This is a genomic window from Treponema sp. UBA785, from assembly GCF_002297065.1.
Classification (GTDB): Bacteria; Spirochaetota; Spirochaetia; order Treponematales; family Treponemataceae; genus Treponema_D.
Genome location: NZ_DBJD01000039.1, coordinates 12,707 through 31,521 on the forward strand (window position 1 = coordinate 12,707; position 18,815 = coordinate 31,521).

Consider the following 18,815-nt stretch of genomic DNA (forward strand, 5'->3'; position numbering starts at 1 on the left):
CTATAGGAAATGTAAGTCCGGCAAAATACCGGACTTTTTTGAGTTGCTTAAATCGAATTAAGCGTTCTTTTTTGCTTCCTGATGCTTTTTGATAAGCTCATCAGCTACAGCGTTTGGAACTTTTCCATATTTAAGGAATTCCATTGTAAATTCAGCTTTTCCCTGTGTAGAAGAACGAAGGATTGTTGAGAATCCGAACATTTCTGAAAGTGGAACTTCTGCGTTTACAGTTGAGATGTTGTTTTCATCTGTTGATTCGAGAATTACACCACGGCGCTGGTTGATAAGACCAAACATATTTCCCTGGAATTCAGTAGGTCCTTCGATAGAAACCTTCATGATTGGTTCAAGAATAACAGGCTTTGCCTTTTCATAAGCTTCACGGAATGCACCGATAGCAGCTGTCTGGAATGCAATATCAGAAGAGTCAACTGGATGGTACTGACCGTCGTTAATTGTTATTTTTACACCAACAACTGGAGCTCCGATAAGAGAGCCTTTTTCCATTGCGCGGCGGAAACCTTTATCACAAGAAGGAATGTATTCGTTAGGAATTGCACCGCCCTTGATTGCGTCTACAAATTCGTAGTCTTTGTCGGCGAGAGGCTCCATGAATCCTGCAACGCGTCCGTACTGACCAGAACCACCTGTCTGCTTTTTGTGTGTGTAGTTGAAGTCTGCACGAGCCTGGATTGATTCACGGTAAGCAACCTTTGGAGGAGTTACTTCTACTTCGCATTTGTATTCACGTTTCATACGCTCAACGTATACTGCAAGGTGGAGTTCACCCATACCTTTGATGATTGTTTCATTTGATTCTGGATCAAGCTCTGTCTGGAAGGTAGGGTCTTCTTTTGTAAAGCGGTTGAGGGCTTTAGCAAAATTTGCGGCCATTGACTTGTCTTTTGGCTTGATAGCCTGGGAAATAACTGGCTTTGGAACGAACATAGAAGTCATAGCTACGTTGATTCCTTCTGCACAGAAAGTATCGCCTGAAGCACAGTCAACACCGAACAATGCACAGATGTCGCCTGGTTCTCCAACGCTAATATCTTCCATTGCAGCAGAATTCATGCGTACAAGACGACCAACCTTGAATCTTTTGCCTGTACGAGTATTTGTAAGTTCGCATCCTTTTGGAATACGTCCCTGGTAAATACGGATGTATGTGAGCTGACCGAACTGACCATCATCGAGTTTGAATGCGAGTGCAACAGCTGGCTTGTCTGGAACATTGAAAAGTTCAACTTGTTCTTCGTTTTTGTCGAGATCGAGAGCATAGTTGTGAACTTCTGTCGGGTTAGGAAGATAGCGGACAACACCATCGAGAAGTGGTTGAATACCTTTGTTTACGTGAGCTGAACCGCAGAATACACTGACAAACTGTTCTGCAAGAGTTCCCTTGCGGATTGCAGCAATGAGTTCTTCTTCTGTTGGTTCTTCGCCTTCGAGAACTTTTTCCATAAGGGCGTCATCGAAGTTTGCTGCTTCTTCAATCAATTCCTGATGATAGCGTGCGGCATCGTCTTTCATATGAGCTGGAATATCTGCATAGCGGAGATTTTCACCGTTTTCACCATCGAAGTAAATTGCTTTCATTCCAACGAGGTCTACAACACCTTCGAGTTTGTCTTCAAGACCGATTGGAAGTTCAACCATGTGTGCATTGAGAGCGAGTTTGTCGCGAAGCTGACCGCATACACGAATTGGATTTGCACCCTGACGGTCGCATTTGTTTACGAATGCAACGCGAGGTACATGATAGCGTTTGAGCTGTCGGTCTACTGTAATAGACTGTGACTGAACACCTGCTACAGCACAGAGAATCATGATTGCACCGTCAAGAACGCGAAGAGAGCGTTCAACTTCTACTGTAAAGTCAACGTGTCCCGGTGTGTCGATCAAGTTGATTGTTGTGTCTTTCCATTGAACCTGTGTTGCAGCTGACTGGATTGTAATACCGCGTTCGCGTTCCAGTTCCATGTTATCCATCACAGCGCCAACACCGTCTTTACCGCGAACTTCGTGAATAGCGTGAATTTTGTTACAATAGAACAAAATACGTTCAGAAGTTGTTGTTTTGCCTGAGTCAATGTGGGCACTGATACCGATATTACGTACTTTAGTAATATCAAAAGCCATATTGTTACCTCTCAAAAAAAAGTTTACAATTTAAAAACCGTTTAAAAATTTATCATATATAATGATTTCAAGATAACGGTAGATTAAAACAATATAACTGAATTTTGTACGTTATTCAATTGGTAAAAAGTAAAAATTACTTTAATTCCTTAAAAACAAAACCTTGCGCTAAAAAAAATAATCAATTGTTGTTAGTTTTTTTGTTTGAATGTGATTTTTATTGATGATGTAAAGTGCTTTTTTTTAATTTTCCAGGCGGCGGACAGAGAATATGTGCTGCTGTCTTTTGTTCCGTTGTATAAAACTGAAGCGAGCGAACCAGAAATTCTTATGTTGCGTTTTCTTCCGAGCGATATTGAAGAATCTAGCGAAAATTCTTGTTTTACGCTGTCATTTTCGGTTTTAGACGGATAATGTCTTCCTTTTATAGTAAATTTTTTTGAAAAATTCGGAGAAGTTTTTGATATGCCGAACAGAATTTCGTAAAATTTATTTGGAATTGAACTTTTTGAAGGCGGATTTCCAGAAATAAGAATGTTTCCGCCGGTAAAATTCGATTTGAACGAAAAATTTGGTTTTTCAAAGATAAAGCCTGCCGCAATTTTTGCAATATTTATTGAAGAAACTTCGCTTGTTCCGGCAATTTTCCATGTTTCGGTGGCAGTTATGCCGAATCTGAGCAAATTTCCGCCTTTCGTAAGAAAAACAAGCTGCGGGTTTAAAGAAGCCTGCTCTGCCGTTTTTATGATTGACGAATCTGAAGAAATGAGCGGAACCGCTTTTGGAGAAATTTTTGTTGTCGGAATTGCAAAAAAAGAAGCATCAAGAATAAAATTTTGCGCTGAAAGTCTTATTTTTGAATTAAAGTAAAAAGCGTTGATTCCGTAAGGATTTTGCTGAAAACATGAATAAAAATTGAATTTAAAAAAAGGCGAGATGAAAAAGTTTTCCCAGAAAAAAGAATTGCATCTTTGGCTTGTAAAAGTACAGTTGTTTTTTTTAAGATACGAAGAATTATTTTCCAGAATTGTTGAAGAAAAAGTTATGTGGCTTTGAAAAAATATTTTTTTTGAAAAATGAATTTTTGTTTTTGCGCTAAAAAAAGCCGCCCGGTCTTCGTATCTGAACGCTGCCTGGACCAAAAACGGAATGTTTTTCTTAAAAAAATCCAGACTGCAGAAAAAGGCGGGCGGCTTTTCGGTTGAGGAAATAGTCGGAAGAGAAAAGCCGATTCCTGCCGAAACCGGAAAACTTTTTTGAACAGGATTTGACGAAATTGCGGGCACAGGATTTTTTAAGCGTCCAATCGATTTTGAAAAACTGATTGAACCTGCGGCAAGCGTTAAAGGAATTGTGTTTTTAAAAAGAGTTGAATTTGCGCTCCAGCGTCTGTCTGAAAAAATCGAATTAAAATTTTTCGATTTAAAGGCAGAAGAAAATTCTGAAAATTCGCTTTTTGGAACAGAAACAAAGCCTCTCAAAAAAATTGAACCGAAGTTAACCAGAATTCCGCCTGAACCTGAAAAAGAATTTTGTTCGTTTGCAGAAAAATAAAAGTTTCCGCTGGATTTTAATTCAAAATTGAATTGAGGCTCTTTTCCGAAAGCTGGAAAAAATATTTGTAAAATAAAACCTAATAGAAATAATCTTTTCATCACAATATAAGTTGAGATGAATGTTAATTTTTGACAATTTTTTGGAAATATTTTTGAAAAAAAACGGGAATTTTATTTTGCGGCAATGATTGGAGGGGGGCCGGAGGCAAACAAACGCCTGCGTTTGGTCGTAGCCCCGGAAAGCATGGTGGGGCAAGAATTGCCCCAGCCGCCCTTAATTTTGAACTATATAGCTGTTTATTTTTGCAAATTCATTTGTCGAGGCAATGCGTTTTTGCCAATATTCGGCTTCGCTTTTTGTTGTGTAAGGTCCGACGCGTACACGGTAGAACAATTTTCCTTTTGCGTCGTTGTAAGTGAACACTTCGTTCGGAATTTTGTTGTTTTCGAGGCTTGTGCGCGCTTCGTCCGCGGATTTTTTTGCTTCGTATGAGCCCACCTGAATCCAGTAAGAAACTGGTTTTTGCGCTGTGGTTTTTGCCGATTTTGCGGTTTTTGAAACAGATTTTGCAGTTGCTGTAACTTTTTTTGCCGGAGTTTCTTTTTTTGAAACTGTTTTTGAAACGGCGGTTGTTTTTGGCTTTGATTCTGTTTGAGCTTGCGGAACAGCTGTTTTTTCCGCTTTTTCGTTTCTGTTATTTTCGTTTAACTGCTCTGCCGTGTAAATGTTTTGAGGTGTAACCTGCGAAACGGCATTTGGGTTTGTTTTGAGCGCATTTAAGTCGATTGTTGTGGTTGTTCCTGTTCCATAAACGAGAGCGCTGTCTGTAAATACGGTTACATTTTTTGCGTTGATTGGATTTTCGTTTGGAGAAGAGCTTTCGTTCTGCTGATTTGTGTTTTGAGCGAACTGTTTTTGAGGTTCAATGCCGGTCTGTGCAATTGCATTTGCGTTTGACTGCGGCAAAGGCTGAACCGCATCCTGAGCTGTGGTCTGTGAGTTGCTGTTTAATGTCTGATTGTTTTCTGCAAAAATTGATGAATCTGGAACTTTTGCAGAAGAAACCCAGCCGTCAGCAGGATTTGAGTAAGTTTGAGATGCGCCTGTTTTTTGAAAGGAAAGCAAAAGGGCAGCGCCTGCGACTACCAATAAAAATATACCTGATGCAGCGACAATCCATAAAGTTTTTTTCTGTTCCATAATATTTTAGCTCCCGATACAGTGCAATTTTTTCACTATAGTTTTTATCGGAATTTCAAAAAAAATGTTTAGTTTTTTATGAAGATGACTGGAAGTTTTGTTTTTTTATATTCGGAAAGAAGTTTGTTTTGGGTTTTAAAACGTTTTATTATCTGTTTGAGAGGCATTTTGTCGCGGCGTTTTGCGCGTATAAGGCGTTTTATGAATGGTGCAGTGACAAAATAGATTTTTGAGCAAAGCTCCAAAAGTTGCGGCGTCTTGTAAAGGACTGTCGCGTTTAGAAAAATGGTTTTGTTTTTATTCTGCGCGATAAATTCTTTTGCAAGGCGGACAGTTTCCGGATAAACGAGGTCTTCTTGTTTTTTTAGCAAGTCCGGCTGCGCAAAAATCAAGGCGCCGAGCGCACGCCTGTTGAGGCTGCCGTCTTTGTTTTGCAATTCGATTTTTGCTTTTTTTGCGTCTTTCTCAAAGGTTTGGAGAATTTGCGGTGTGAGTTTTTCGATTGCAAGATGTACTGTCTTGTCGAGGTCTAGGGAAACGCATTTTTTGTCCGCAGTTTGCGAGCATAGTTTTTGAGCGGCATAGTTTTTTCCTGCCGCCATCTGTCCGCAAAGACAGATTATTTCCGGCGAGTCAGGAATCAATTTTAAAAAAAAATTTTTGTCAGAAAGTTTTACAATTTTTTTCATAAATTTTCAAAATTAGTGGAATTCGCCCCAGGTTTTTCCGCTTTCTACGCTTACTCTCAAAGGAACATTCAACTGAACTGCGTGTTCCATTTTTTCGGTTATAAGGGCGATTGTGTCGCTTACCGGCTTTTGGCCTTCTGGACATTCAAAAATCAATTCGTCGTGAACCTGAAGCAAAAGCCTTGCTCCTGTCGGATTTTCTTCGAGCGCCTTAGAAACGTCAATCATCGCTTTTTTTACAATGTCTGCCGCGCTTCCTTGAATTGGACTGTTTTTTGCAATGCGGATTGCACCTTCTTTTTCCATTTTGTTTGCAGAATTTATTCCGCGGATCCACCGTCTGCGTCCCATAATCGTTTCGATAAAACCGTTTTTTTCTGCCTGTTCAACGTTTTTGTCAAAAAAATTGCGCACGCCCGAATAGACCATAAAATAGTTTGCAATAAATTCTGAGGCCTGGGTTCTTGAAATTTTCAAGTCCTTTGCCAGCGAAAAAGCGCCCATTCCGTACATTAAACCGAAGTTGAGGGTTTTTGCATTTCTGCGCATTTCTGCCGTTACGCTTTCCATCGGAAGTCCGTAAATCAAGGCGGCCGTCGACTTGTGAACATCGGTTCCTTCGTTGAACGCTTTGCTCAAGTTTTCATCTCCGCTTAAATGGGCGAGGATTACAAGCTCAATCTGAGCATAATCTGCCGAAATCAAGACTTTTCCCTGAGGCGCTGTAAAAGCCGAACGGATTTTTCGTCCTTCTTCCGAGCGAACCGGAATATTTTGCAAATTCGGGTCTTTTGAAGAAAGTCTTCCTGTTGCAGTTCCAGTCTGCATAAAATTTGTGTGAACTCTTCCGGAAGAATCTGCCATTTTCGGCAAAGTTTCAACATAAGTCGAAAGAAGTTTTGCCTTTGCCCGATAATCCAAAATCATTCCAGGAACGCAGTCAAATTCGCGCAAAGATTCCAAGACGTCCGTATCCGTCGAGTATCCGGTCTTTGTTTTTTTGCCCGGCTTGAGTTTTCTTTCGTCAAAAAGAACCGCGCTCAGCTGTTTTGGCGAAGCAATATTGAATTCGTGTCCGACCTGAGCGTAAATTTCTTTTTCTGCCTTTAAAATCTGGGTTTTCAGTTCAATTTCGTAGTTTGCAAGGCAGGTAGAATCCAAATGAATTCCGTCAATTTCCATTTTTGCAAGAACTGGAAGAACCTGCATTTCCATTTTTTCAAAAAGCTCCCAAAGATTTGAGCTTTTTAATTCGTTTTCAAAAAGTTGCCAAAGCTGCAGCGTAAAATCAGAATCTTCCGCGCCGTATTTTGCCGCAACGTCGATTTTTACATCTGCAAAAGTCTGGTCTTTGCCGACAATTTCTTCAAATTCCGTGCCCTTAAGCCCCAGTTTTTGTTCTGCCAGAGTTTCCAGCGCAAAAGGAGATTTTCCAGTTCTGTCAGGTTCCAAAAGCCAAGCCGCAACCATAGTGTCGCAAAGTTTAAAATCCGGACGTTCCCCTGCGCTTTGCGCCGGGTCGGGCTCTTGCTCGACGGGGGCGCTCGCGGCGATCCCTAACGCATTTTTTCCCAAAAGATTAAGTCCGTTGTAAAAAAGCACTTCAATGTCAAACTTTGCATTGTGCATTACAACGGTTGTTTCCGAAAAAAATATTCGCTTTAACTGTTCAAAAGCGTCTTTTTTTGAGATTATTGGCGGAGCAAAGAGGGGATCTTCGTTCAAAATCAAAGGAACGTAAATTCCGCTTCCTTTTTTGTACGCAAGAGAAAATCCCACTAAATTTGCTTCGCGTGTGTTGAGGCTGTCGGTTTCTGTGTCAAATGCGGCAGTTCCGGTTTTTAGAGCTTCGTCTACAAATTTTTTTAATGCCTGCAAATCTGTGCATGCAGAATAATCGCCCCTATTTTTTTTGATTTCTGTTGCAACCTGCGAAAATTGTTTTTTTTGCTCGGAATCTTTTTCGTTTTTTGGGGAAGTTTTCTCGGTTTTTGCTGTTTTTTCGCTGAGTTCAGAATATGTTTTTGCCAGTGCCGGAAGTTCGCGTTTTATCATTTCGCTGCAAAATTCTTCTAAATTAAGTTTTTTTATTTTAAAATTTTCAAGGCAGTCTTCACATTCTGGCTTTAGCTCTTCAATTGGAACATTTTCTTCAAGAGTAATCAGTTTTTTTGAAAGAAAGGCGTTTTCTTTGTCCGAACGGATTTTTTCGCCAATGCTTCCTTTTATCGAGTCTGCGTTTTCGTAAATTTTTTCGAGGCTTCCGTATTCGTTTAAAAGTTTTACCGCAGTTTTTGGACCAACGCCTTTTACTCCAGGAACATTGTCCGCGCTGTCGCCCGTAAGGCTTAAAAGATCAAGTATTTTTTCTGGCTTTAAGCCCCATTCGTTTTCGACGTCCTGCGCATCTGCTTCTGCCCAGGTTTTTACCTTGTCTGGCTTCAGCATGTGAATATTTTGGTTTGTGAGTTGCTGCAAATCTTTGTCAGCGCTCAAAATCAGACAATGCTGTCCTTTTTTGTCGCACTGCCTTGCAATTGTTGCAACTACATCGTCTGCTTCGTAGCCGTCAACTCTCAAAACTGGAATTCCAAGCACTTTTAAACATTCCTCAATCATTGGGAACTGCGCTTTTAGCTCTTCCGGAGTTTTTTGCCTTGTTGCCTTGTAATCTTTGTATGCAAGATGCCGGAAAGTCGGCGTCCGGCTGTCCATTGCCGCAATAAAATACTTTGGCTTAAAATTCTTTATTAAAATGCTTAAATTTCTAAAAAAACCAAAAACTGCGCTTATGTTCTGTCCTTTTGAATCTGTCAGCGGCCGGCTAAAAAAAGCATAATATTCTCTAAAAATTAAACCGTAGCTGTCCAGAATAAAAACTGTGTTTTCGTCAATAAAATTTGCCATTCGTGTTTACCTTAAAATAAAATTTTTTCTATTAAAGTATAAATGTTATTAAGAAAAACTTGAACTGATTTTTAGAGGCCGGCCTTCCATTTCGACTGTTATGTCTGCAATTTCCTTTGCTTCTGATTTTTCGTGCGTTACAAAGATTACTGTTTTTGGACTTTCGCTCAAGAGTTTTTTTAGGGTTTGCTCGAGGGATTTTTTGATTTTTTCGTCCAGCGACTGAAAGGCTTCGTCCAAAAGCAAAATTTTTGACGGAAAAGCGAACGATCGGGCCATTGCAACTCTCTGTTTTTCGCCGCCGCTCAAATTTTGAGTTTTTTCGTCTTTGCGCTCAAATAATCCTGTGGCTTTTAAATATTTTTCTGCAATTTCTTCTGCTTTTTTTGCTCCGAAAATATTAAAAAGAGGCAGAAAAACGTTTTGAAAAACCGTGAGAGAAGGCAAAAGCCGCGGTTCCTGAAACAAAAACGAAACTTCCGGGTTTGTAAGCGCAATTTGCGTCAAAAGCGTTGTTTTTCCGCTTCCGCTCGGCGCAAGAATTGCCGTAATTTTGTTTTTTTGGAATTCATAATTGAAATTTTCAAATAAAAGTTTATTGCCTTTTTTTATCGTAAGGTTTTTGATTTTGACAGAAGTTGAATTCTGTTCTGTTTGATTTTTTTCGCAAGATTTTTTTTGAAAAGATTCTGTTTTTTTGTTTTTTGATATTTTTTTTGAAAAATCCGGAGAAGTCAGGGTCAAAAAAAGTCTGTCAAACGCTTTATGCAAAATTTTTTCAAAGGCGAACGAAAGAAAAACGAGCATAATTGTAGTTGCAAGAAGAGCTGAGCTTTCGAGCTGGACCTGCGCATTCTGTAAAATTGCTCCGAGCGCTTTTTTTGGAATGCTCAAAACTTCTGCTGCGGCGACAACTTTCCAGCTCATTCCAAAAGTTGAAAAAATTCCGCTTTCGATAAAATTCTGGAGTTTTGGAAGGACGATAAAACGGATTTTTTGAAATTTTGTGAGCTTAAAGACTTTTGCCATAAAAAAAAGTTTTTTGTCTTCTGCGTTAAAATCAAGTCCAGAACTTACAGCAGCGGTCATAACCGGAAAAGCCATTAAAACTGCGCTAAAAATCGGCACAAAATCTGAATTAAATACAAAAACCGCAAGCAAAATAAACGAGACTGCAGGAACTGAACGGATTAAGGAAAGCGGAAAAGCTATAAATGCCTTAAAAAGCGGGAAAATTCCGGAAAGAACTCCGGCAGTAATTCCCAAAAAAACAGAGATAAAAAAGCCCGCAAAAACGCGGAGCGAAGAAAAAAGCGTGCTCTGCCAAAAGTCTCGTGTCGCGCACAGTTCAAAAAATTTAGAAATAGTTGCCGTAAATGTCGGAAAAACGAGAGGATTTTTTGCAAGAACGGCACAAATTTGCCACAAAAATGCGAAACTCAGGATTGAAATAAAATTTACAGTTTTTTTGTTCATTTTAGAGAAAAATAAAAATCGTCGTCAGGAAGTTTTCCTCCGGTTGACTGCGGAGATTCCTGTAAAAAAACAGAAAGAATTGATTCAATCTGCTTTTTTGCCGTCAGCGAATCCTGCCAGATAAAATTTGCGTTCGGAATTGACTTTTCTGCAACAGCCGCTTTTAACCCCAAATTTGCTTTTTCTGCAAGAATTCCTGCTTCCTTTGGATTTTTTACAGTCCACTCGTTCGATTTTGCGTAGAGAGCGGCAATTTTTTTTATGAGCTTTTTGTTGTTTTTTGCAAAATCTGCATTTGCGACTAAAAGCGTCATTGGAAAAGTTTTTTCTGTAAGTTTTTCGTATTCTGCCTGAATATTTAAAATGCGTTTGACTTGCGGAGACTTTGTCTGGGCAACTGTTGCAAAAGGTTCCGGAACGAGAGCAAACTCGATTTTGTCCGAGATTAAGGCCGCGGCGATGTTTGCGTTAGGAATTGAAAAATCCAGATTTACCTGATTTTTCAGTCCGTTTTTTGAAAGCAGATATTTTAAAATGAATTCGGGAGTCGCGCCTTGTCCTGCGCATTGCACTGTTTTGCCTTTGAGCGATTCCAGAGAAAAATTTTGCGGAAAGCCTGTTTTTGAGAGAAGATAAAGGTTTCCATTTCCTGTAACTCCAAGGCAGACGATTTTTTTGTTTGAAGAATTAAAGACTTTTGCAGCAATGTTTGGAGGAAGAAAACCTATGTCTAGCTCTCCTTTTAAAAGTTTTGGAAGTTCTGTTTGAACAGAAGCGCAGTTTTCAAAGGCGAGATTTTTGACTTCGGAACTGTTTTTGTTTTCTATTAAATAAGCGCATGGAATTGCAGAAGGTCCGTTTAGAACTCCTATGCGCACTTGTTTTTGCTTTGCAAATGTTGAAAAAACTGATGATAAAATAACAGAAACTGTCAAAATTTTCTTTATTTTTTGTGAATTTAAATTTTTGAAAATTTTCATAAAAAACTCCGTAAATGTACGCCGGATTGCAGCGGCGCAAGGCGTTTTAAGGCGGCGGTTGCGCTTTTGCGAAAGCGTCGCCTTAAAATGAAGCGGAAGCGGAACCGCGAAAAGCCGGTTTTTGAATGGACTGGAACTTCGGAGCAAGAAAATATGCGGTACTTTAGGAAGTCTTCGTCCAAATTTTAAATTTGCTCTTTTGCAATTTTTTCCATGTCGGCTTTTTTAGGAATTCCGTCTGCATCTGGTTTTGAGCCGGAATTTGCATAAAGAGTTAAAAGTCCGTTGCCCAAATTTGGGTTTGTGATTACTCCTGGACCTGCAATACAGCCTCCTTCGCAGGCCATAACTTCGATTAAATTAGGGCAGTTTTCTGGCTGAGGAAGTTCTCCTGCGCTGATTTTTCCGTAATTTGAAAGAATTTTTATTTGGTCTTTTGTTAGTCCGTTGATTACGAGCGGGCGGAGAATTGACTGGTCTTTGAGGCGAATTTTTACGCTCTGTGCAACGCCGCCACTTTTTGCAAAATTTCTGCCGGAAACTGTAGGAACGTATTTTTCTGGTTTTTCCGGAGATTTTGAAGGTTCGATTTGTTTTGCCGCAAAGAGAGCGTTTATTTCGTCAACTGTAAGAACATAGTCCACTGTGTCTGAATCCATGCCTTCGCGTTTTTTTGCAAGACAAGGACCGACAAAAACTGTAACGCAGTCTGGATCGGCTTTTTTTGCAAGCATGGCTGTGTAAATCATTGGAGATTTTGTTTCGGAAACGCATTTTGCCAGCTGGGGAATATGGATTTGAACGGCGCGTACATAGGCCGGGCAGCAGCTTGTTGTCATGATTTTGTCTCCGCTCTTCATCCTTTCTGAAAATTCTTCGGCTTCGCTGTCGGCTGTCATGTCTGCTCCGGCGGCAACTTCCCAGACTTTGCTAAATCCTGCCTCTAAAAGAGCGCCGTTGAGTTGTCCGGGTTTTAAGCCTTTGAACTGTGCTCCGATTGCAGGCGCGTACATGGCGACTACTTTTTTGCCTTCCATTATGTTTTTTATAACGTCAAAAAGCTGGGATTTTGCCATCATTGCGCCGAAGGGACAGTTTGCCATGCATTTTCCGCAGAAAATACATTTTTCGTAGTCGATTTGTTCCCTTCCTTCCGAATCTTTTGCAATCGCTCCGACCGGGCAGGCTTCTTCGCAGGGAACAACTGTTTTTATGATTGCGTGGTATGGACAATTTTTTAGGCAGAGACCGCAGTTTATGCATTTTGAAGTGTCGATTTTTGCCCTGCCGGTAACTTCAATTGCCTGACGCGGACAGTTCATCTTGCATGGACGGGCAAGACAGGCCTGGCAGGCGTCTGTCACAAAGTGATGAGGTTTTGCACAAGCGTTGCAGGCGTTTTTGTACATTGTTAAAACCGGCCAAGTTGGTTTTTGTCGGCGGAATGCCTGCTTTACGTAATCTGCGAGCGGCTTTTGAGGGTCGTAGTCTTCGAGTGAAAATCCGAGGTCTGCAACGATGCGGGCACGGACAATGCTTCTGTCGTTTTCGAGCGAGCCTGTAACAGGAATTGTTCCGTCTGGAACAACTTTTTCTGGAATAAGTTCAATCTGGCTGACTGTTTTTGAATCTGAAAGTTTTCCTTCTAACTGCAATTTTACAATTTCGGCAAGGACATTTTTTTTAAGAATTGCCATGTTGTTGTTTGTGTTAAGCATAAAAGTTACCTCATTATTTTATAGTGTATCACTTTTTTTAAGACTTTGAAGTTTTTATAAAACGATATTTGAAAAAACTGTTTAAAAAATGCTTTGATTTTATTTAAACCGAATGTTATTTACCTATTGTGTGATGCGGAAGAAATTTGTTCTTGATATAATACATCTTATGATTAGAGAAGAAATTAAAGATGAAGAATTGTTAAAACACTTGAAGTCTATTCACAAAGACGAAATGACTATTTTTGTTATGGCTGACGGCCGGGTGCGCGGCGCTTTTTTGAATGGAACCCGGCTTGTGAATCAAATGCGCGCCAACCAGCATCTTGGAATTCTTGAAACTCTCGTGCTTGGCCAGGCTGAACTTTGCGCAGCGCTTATGATTCCTACGATGAAAGGCAGGGAACACGTTTCTCTGCACTACGAGTCTAACGGTCCTGCCGTTGGTTTTGGAGTTGAAGCGGATTCTTCTGGATATGTGCGTGGACATTTGCTTCAAAATCCAATTCCTGTCGAAAAACCTCTTGAAAACTGGGATCTTGCTCCATTTTTTGGAGAAGGCACTTTGACTGTCCGGAGAATGGGCGAGGGAATGAAGGCTCCGCAGGTTGGAATGACAGAAATTCTCTACAAAAACATTGCAAAGGATTTGACTCATTATTTTGCTCAGAGTGAGCAGATTCACACCGCTTTTAACACCAGCATCCAGTTTGACAGACAAGGACGTGTAATTGGAGCAGGCGGAATGTTTCTTCAGGCTCTTCCAAAGGCAGGCGGAAAATCTTCTGTAAAAACTGAGCAGGTTGAAAACGACATTGACTCAAAGGATGATGAAGATGAGGAGCTCCTTATAAGGGTTGAAAATGCCTTTAGCGCAATGCCGTCAATTGGAAAATGGTTTAGCGACGGTGGCGACATGGAAGACGTAATTTACGGACTTTTCAGGGAATTTAATCCGACGGCAGTTTTGAGCCGCGAAATTATTTTTGACTGTCCTTGCAGCGCAGAGTATTACGCACGGCAGATTAAGGCTCTTCCAAAAAATGAACTTGCCGATATTCTTGCAAACGATCCTGATCCATTGGAAATTGTCTGCCACAACTGCGGTTCAACTTATAAAATTCCAAAATCGATGCTTGTGTAAGTTATGATTCTGTAAGAATCTGCCGATACTGACGATAGAAAGCCTCTGAAAATTTATATTTTGAGGTTGCTCTGTAATTAAATAGAAACTCTGGGCTTTTTGTCTGGTCGAAAAGAGGGTTGTATGTTTAAAGCGCGTAGACGAATTGGTCTTACTCTGGTTTATATTTTTCTTTCGTTGATATTTCTTTCTCTGGCTGTTTTTCTTGTGCCGCAGACTAAAATTAACGACTTTGTTGATTATTCAAATACGTTTCCTACGACCGTAACTGCGGTTTTGTTCTGTGTTTTAATCATGATTGCAAGTACGCTTTATTCGATGGTTCGTCTGCATCTTGAAAAAAGCACGATGAGAAGCGGCGAAACTGCTTTTTTGACGGAATTTACCGATAAGCTGCGTCTGTGCTATTCAATGGAAGATTTTTACAACCTGATTGCAGATGTTTTGGAAGTAAAGGCCGACTGTTCTGTTTTGTACATTAACCGTATGACAAATTACGTTCTCTACAATTCACCAAACCGGCTTAGTTCAGATCCTGCGAGAATGGAACTGCTCGAAAGAAATTATTCGATTGACTGGGAAGAGGGAACTTTCTTTTTAGGCGACAATTTCGGTATTGTTTCTAAAAGCCGTAAGTCGCGGGGTTTTTTCATTTCGTCTAAGGGTTTTCATTTTTTTGTTTTTTGTCGTTACACAAAATATTTTGATATGGAAGTTTTTCCAAGGCTTTACGAGGAATTGGGACGTTTTCAGCTGCGCGCGGAAACTATTTCCAGTCTTTCTGAAATTTCTGAGCTTTCAAAGGAATGGGAGCAGCTTGCAGAAACTCAGCGTGCCTTTTTGCCGCAGAGAATGCCGGAAGTTGACAGGGTTAAACTTGCCGCATATTTCCGTCCGCTGATAAATGTTTCTGGAGACTATTATACGGTTCTTCCGATTGACGAGCACAAAACTCTTGTAATGCTTGGAGACGTTTCTGGAAAAGGTCTTGCGGCGGCCCTCGTCATGGGACTTGTAATGAACACGGTAAAAATCAAGGAAAACAAGGAAGATTTGCCGGGCATGATTATGGCGATCGACAAATCCATTAAAGACATGCACCTTCAGGATAAATATACTGTTTTGTTCATTGGAATCATCGACACTCAAAAAATGACAATTCGCTATGTAAACGCTTCTATGTCCGATCCGATTATTGTAACCCGTTCTCCGGACGGCTATAGAATAAAATCTCTTTCTTCAAACTGTCCGATTGTCGGAATTATTCCTATTGACGAAGTTGAAGTAAGCGAACAGCGTCTTTTTTCCGGAGACCTTATTATGATGGCAAGTGACGGTGTTTCTGAAGTTATGAATGCGGACAAAGTTGAATTGGGTGATACACAGCTATTTACTGATACGATAAAAAAAAGCGCCTCTAAAGAGCCGCGCGAGTTCATAAAAGATATTACGGATCTTGTTTTTAGTTATAATGCGGATACTCGCCTTCACGATGACCTTACAATGCTCGTTGCAAAACTTCAGGGCTAGGAGAAATTGTTATGATTTATGTTGTTCTAAACCTTGTAATGGCGGCTTTTGCCGTTGGCCTTGCATTTTATATCGATCACCGTTCTGCAGAAAACGTAAATAATCCTCTTACGACAATGTGCGTTTATCTTGCAGTTTCTTGTGTTGCAATAGCTCTTATGTTATGGTCTACTTTTTACGCATCAGACCGAATGCCTCTTCTGTTTTTCCGCCTTGCTCTTATTGCGGCAACAGTTTATTCAATTGATTTTTGTGTTTACTGTATTTTGTTTCCTTCTTATAACCGTCCAGCTGTTGTAAAGACGATAAAATGGGGGTTGGTTCTGGTTTCTGTTTGGTTTGTCTTTACTCAGATTACCGGAATTACAATTACAGAATTTCTTGGTTTAAGCGTTGATTCTAAGCCTCTTTTTAAAGGACAGCTTACAAACTATTTTCCTGTAACTTGGTTTGAAGTTTTTCAGGCGCTTCTTTTGATTGGATGTCCTGTTCTTTCCGTTTTAATTATGATTTTGCGTGCAGAAAACCGCGATGACCGTCTTAACATGCAGAAGTCGCTTTTGAACGTGCTTGCGCTTGTTGCCGGCTGGATTTCTTTTTGGGTAATCAAGCAGGCCTGCGGGCGCGTTCCAATGTTTTCTTCTCTTGTTTTTGTTGCAGTCGCAGTTATTCAGGTACTCCTTTCTTATAATTCTCATCAGAACTTTCTGTACGATTTAAAATATGTAGTCGGTGTTTTTGTTACTTTTATTTCCTGCTATCTTGCTCCTGCCGTTGTTGTTGGAATTTTCTTTCCGCGTTTGTGGCCGGAATTTGCCCTGTCGCACTTTGTCTTCTTTTTGGAAATCGGCATTGTAATTGTAGTCTGTATTACAATTTCTTATCAAATTTCGAAATTCCTTGCGAAAAAACAGTATTTCCGCTCTTTCCAGTATGCTGAAGTTTTTGAAGAGCAGCTATCTAAGCTCGACTATGGTGAAGATCCGGAAAAAATTGTTCACGATATGCAGAATATTTTTATTCACAACCTTGGTCTGTCGAAAATGCACGTTTTTGTAGAAAGCGAAAATATTCTCAAGGCGATTTATGAGCAAAACGGAAGTCCGGAACTCACCCTCGACATAAAAAATGCTGTTTTTGACGCAATGCTCAACCAAAACCGCATGGTTGTTTTAAAAAGTCAGGTTGATAACGGACATCTTTTTGAACGCAACAAGCATGAGCTGTTAAAACTTTTTGCGGATACTTCTTCTGAAGCCATAATTCTTCTTGCAGAAGGCCGCCGCATTGTCGGTCTTATTACCCTTGGTCAAAAAGCCGGCGGAAACATCTACGCTGACTACGACTTTATCACGTTTACAAAATTCTATTCTTACTTTTTTGTATTCGGTTATTACATGCGCAATATTTCAAATCAGGCAATTGTCGGAACTGTAAACCGCGAAATCCGTATGTCAAGCCAGATTATTACTTCCATTCAGGAAAACATGGATCCAATTAAGAATCCAAAATACGATACCGGCTACATTATGGAACATGCGCACAATATTGGCGGCGAATTTGTCGATTTAATCCGCCTTTCTGATTCGCGGCATATTTTTATTTTGGGCGACTTGAGCGGGAAAGGAATTTCTGCTTCTATGAGCATGGTAATCATTAAGTCGATTATTCGCACATTCTTGCAGGAAACCCGTGATTTTAAGCTTCTTGTTGAAAAAGTAAACAGGTTTATCCGCTACAATTTGCCAAAAGGAACGTTCTTTGAAGGCGTTTTTGCGCTGCTTGATTTTAATGATGACACAATGTATTACATTAACTGCGGAGTTCCAGCCCTGTTTTTGTACACAAAATCTTATAACAACGTAATTGAAATTCAAGGTGAAGGCCGTGTTCTTGGTTTTGCAAAGGATATTGGAAAACTCATAAAAGTAAAAAAAGTAAAGTTGAATCCAGGCGATGTTATCGTTACCTGTACCGATGGTCTTATCGATTCAAAATCTCTGCGCGGTGAAACCTACGGAAAAGAGCGAATCCAGCGTTCGATTACAGAAAATACTTCCTGCATGGCAAATGTGATGGCTCGCACAATGTACGATTCTGCGGCTGATTTTCTTGCAAAAGAACTTGATGACGATGTTTCGATTCTTGTAATCAAGCGTCTTGCAAATAAGAATTAACGGAGGAAGAATCTAAATGGATGCCTTAAAAGTTGTTGAAAAATTCGGTGCAAATTACGTTCTTTATGAACTTGTCGGTGTCGTAAATTCTTATACTCTTGACGAACTGAAAGGCAAGGTTTATACAGTTGTTGTCGATTCTAACCTTGTGCTTGATTTTTCTTCTGTCGAAGCGATTGATTCTGCGGGAGTCGGTCTTATAATGGGTGGATTTAACGAAGCTGAAGAATTTGATCACCGTCTTTATATAATGAATCCTTCGCCGGTTGTGCGCCAGGCTCTAGATGACACAGGTTTTAGCGATACTTTCTATTTTATACATTCAGTAACCGAGGTTATTTAGCTCTTATGAAAAAATCAGTTTTCTCTTCTTTGTGCGCAATTTTGCTGTTTTTTTGCGGGATTTTTGTTTCTTGCGGACAGAAAAAAAACAAACCTGCAGCAACCGAAAATTTGCAGGCTCAAAATCCAGAGCTTGCAAAATTGAACAGGGTTCTTTCTTCGATGAGCGAACGTGCAAAAAATGTAATTCCAAACGGAAATCCTGAAGAATTCCTGGCAGATTTGCATCGCGTTCTTGAAAGCAGAAAAAATTTTTCTTCGGAAGATTTAAGTCCTTTTTATTTAATCGACAAGCGGCATGCGGTTGGCGCTGATTATGAACCGAAGAATTTAGTTCACCTTGAAAAAAACGATTTATTTGCAATCAATAAAAACAATTTGAGCCTTCGTCCAGAAAGTTTTGAGGCTTTAAAAGTTCTTGCTCAGGCTGCAAAAAATGATGGAATTACGCTGACTGTAAGTTCAACTTACCGTTCCTACGAATATCAGAAAAATCTTTTTGTATATTGGGTAAAAGTTGACGGACTTGAAGAAGCAGAACGCGAAAGTGCGCGCGAAGGAACAAGCCAGCATCAGCTTGGAATGGCCTTGGATTTTGCTCCGGTTGATGACGCCTTTGCAGATACAGTTCCGGGGCAGTGGGTTTACAAGAATGCCGCAAAATACGGCTGGAGCTTGAGTTTTCCGAACGGATATGAAGATATAACAGGTTATCGCTGGGAAAGCTGGCATTTTCGCTACATAGGAGTTGAAGCCTGCGAATTTCAAAAAAAATGGTTTGGCGATGTCCAGCAGTTCATGATGGAATTTCTGGATGCATGGGAAGACAATTAGCTGGGCAAAAACATTTTACATTGTTGACGACCACGAGCTTTTGCGCATCGGCACGATTTCCTACATCGAAAAAAAATCTGGCTGGGTTTGCAAAGGGAATGCCGGCGAGCCTGAACAGG

The 18,815-nt window shown here is 40.2% G+C and carries 13 protein-coding genes; 5 read left to right on the forward strand and 8 right to left on the reverse strand.

The window, feature by feature from the left end; all coding sequences use genetic code 11:
• Positions 1 to 57: 57 nt before the first annotated feature.
• From fusA to B2X33_RS03100, 8 genes are all read right to left on the reverse strand, one after another.
• Positions 58 to 2,142, reverse strand: coding sequence for an elongation factor G (gene fusA / locus B2X33_RS03065; RefSeq protein ID WP_296021555.1), 2,085 nt, complete (start codon positions 2,140 to 2,142; stop codon positions 58 to 60).
• A 191-nt stretch (positions 2,143 to 2,333) separates the two neighbouring features.
• Positions 2,334 to 3,797, reverse strand: a complete 1,464-nt coding sequence (locus tag B2X33_RS03070; protein WP_296667561.1) for a hypothetical protein — start codon at positions 3,795 to 3,797, stop codon at positions 2,334 to 2,336.
• Positions 3,798 to 3,972: 175 nt separating this feature from the next.
• Positions 3,973 to 4,899, reverse strand: a complete 927-nt coding sequence (locus B2X33_RS03075; protein ID WP_296667563.1) for an SPOR domain-containing protein — start codon at positions 4,897 to 4,899, stop codon at positions 3,973 to 3,975.
• Positions 4,900 to 4,967: 68 nt separating this feature from the next.
• The gene (locus B2X33_RS03080; RefSeq protein ID WP_296667567.1) at positions 4,968 to 5,588 is read right to left on the reverse strand and encodes a dephospho-CoA kinase; all 621 of its coding nucleotides are present in this window, start codon (positions 5,586 to 5,588) and stop codon (positions 4,968 to 4,970) included.
• Positions 5,589 to 5,600: 12 nt separating this feature from the next.
• The gene (gene polA, locus B2X33_RS03085) at positions 5,601 to 8,495 is read right to left on the reverse strand and encodes a DNA polymerase I (protein WP_296667569.1); all 2,895 of its coding nucleotides are present in this window, start codon (positions 8,493 to 8,495) and stop codon (positions 5,601 to 5,603) included.
• Between the two features lie 48 nt (positions 8,496 to 8,543).
• On the reverse strand, positions 8,544 to 9,971 hold the full coding sequence (locus B2X33_RS03090; protein WP_296667572.1) for an ATP-binding cassette domain-containing protein: 1,428 nt from the start codon (positions 9,969 to 9,971) through the stop codon (positions 8,544 to 8,546).
• Positions 9,968 to 10,951, reverse strand: a complete 984-nt coding sequence (locus B2X33_RS03095) for an ABC transporter substrate-binding protein (RefSeq protein ID WP_296667574.1) — start codon at positions 10,949 to 10,951, stop codon at positions 9,968 to 9,970. Before B2X33_RS03095 ends, B2X33_RS03090 begins: the two co-directional genes overlap by 4 nt.
• A gap of 185 nt (positions 10,952 to 11,136) precedes the next feature.
• Positions 11,137 to 12,669 (reverse strand): monomeric [FeFe] hydrogenase, encoded by a 1,533-nt coding sequence (locus tag B2X33_RS03100; protein ID WP_296667576.1) that lies wholly within the window; start codon positions 12,667 to 12,669, stop codon positions 11,137 to 11,139.
• A 169-nt stretch (positions 12,670 to 12,838) separates the two neighbouring features.
• Between B2X33_RS03100 and hslO the strand changes: the two genes are divergently transcribed.
• The 5 genes from hslO (at position 12,839) to B2X33_RS03125 (ending at position 18,696) form a co-directional block, all read left to right on the forward strand.
• Positions 12,839 to 13,813, forward strand: a complete 975-nt coding sequence (gene hslO / locus B2X33_RS03105) for an Hsp33 family molecular chaperone HslO (RefSeq protein WP_296021508.1) — start codon at positions 12,839 to 12,841, stop codon at positions 13,811 to 13,813.
• 123 nt (positions 13,814 to 13,936) lie between these two features.
• Positions 13,937 to 15,343 carry a PP2C family protein-serine/threonine phosphatase gene (locus B2X33_RS03110; RefSeq protein WP_296667578.1) on the forward strand — a complete coding sequence of 469 codons (1,407 nt, stop codon included), beginning with the start codon at positions 13,937 to 13,939 and terminating at the stop codon, positions 15,341 to 15,343.
• Positions 15,344 to 15,354: 11 nt separating this feature from the next.
• On the forward strand, positions 15,355 to 17,520 hold the full coding sequence (locus B2X33_RS03115) for a PP2C family protein-serine/threonine phosphatase (RefSeq protein ID WP_296667580.1): 2,166 nt from the start codon (positions 15,355 to 15,357) through the stop codon (positions 17,518 to 17,520).
• Positions 17,521 to 17,536: 16 nt separating this feature from the next.
• On the forward strand, positions 17,537 to 17,863 hold the full coding sequence (locus B2X33_RS03120) for an STAS domain-containing protein (RefSeq protein WP_296021490.1): 327 nt from the start codon (positions 17,537 to 17,539) through the stop codon (positions 17,861 to 17,863).
• 5 nt (positions 17,864 to 17,868) lie between these two features.
• Positions 17,869 to 18,696, forward strand: coding sequence for a M15 family metallopeptidase (locus tag B2X33_RS03125; RefSeq protein WP_296667582.1), 828 nt, complete (start codon positions 17,869 to 17,871; stop codon positions 18,694 to 18,696).
• The last annotated feature ends 119 nt before the right edge of the window (positions 18,697 to 18,815 follow it).